Annotated in this window: 1 protein-coding gene; it reads right to left on the bottom strand. The window is 67.8% G+C overall.

Annotated features, from left to right (window positions below; translation table 11 throughout):
- The coding region (locus FGF04_RS39710) for a transposase family protein (RefSeq protein ID WP_149516229.1) at positions 1 to 600 on the bottom strand (600 nt) is incomplete at its 3' end.
- Positions 601 to 643: the final 43 nt, after the last annotated feature.

Below are 643 nucleotides of genomic sequence, written 5' to 3'. Positions count from 1 at the left end.
TGGCAGCAGCGCGCGTCGGGGACGTTTGCGGTGCGGGGTGACCATGCCGCAGTTGAGGTAGGCGCCGTCGGCGAGCACGGTCACGTCCTGGCAGTGTTCGGCCAGTCCGGAGGCCCGCCAGGCATGCGCATCCGCAGTGGTGCCCGGCACCGGAGGACCTGTCGCAATGACAAGCCGGGTGTCCGCGTCCACGATGACCTGCACATTCGCCGAGAACCGATAGTTGCGGCTGGACGCTCCGACCTTGCGGTCGCGGACCGGGATCAGTGTGCCGTCCACGATCCACAACCGGTCCGCCGCATCGGCCGGGCGGGCCATGGGCTCCACCGCGAGCAGCGGACCCAGTTTCTGGATTACCCGGCACACGGTCGAGGACGAGACGCCGAAGAGCGGCCCGAGCTGTCGCATGGTCAGGTTCGTGCGGTAGTAGACAGACACGATCAGGACCCGCTCAGCCAGCGGCAGAGCCCATGGCCTGCCCTGCAGGGTGCCGTTGCCACCCCGCTCCCGCACCGCCTTCAGCAGCCGCCCGAACTGTTGCCACCGCAGCCCCGTGAACGTCTCCACCCACACGCGTTCAGCCCTCAGCACCCCAGCCATACACCGGAGATGCCCAGTTCACGGCCTTATGCAACACCCTTTA

It is taken from the genome of Streptomyces apricus (genome assembly GCF_008369065.1).
GTDB lineage: Bacteria > Actinomycetota > Actinomycetes > Streptomycetales > Streptomycetaceae > Streptomyces > Streptomyces apricus.
Note: the sequence above shows the minus strand (reverse complement) of the source record. Positions and strands in the feature narration are given on the sequence as shown.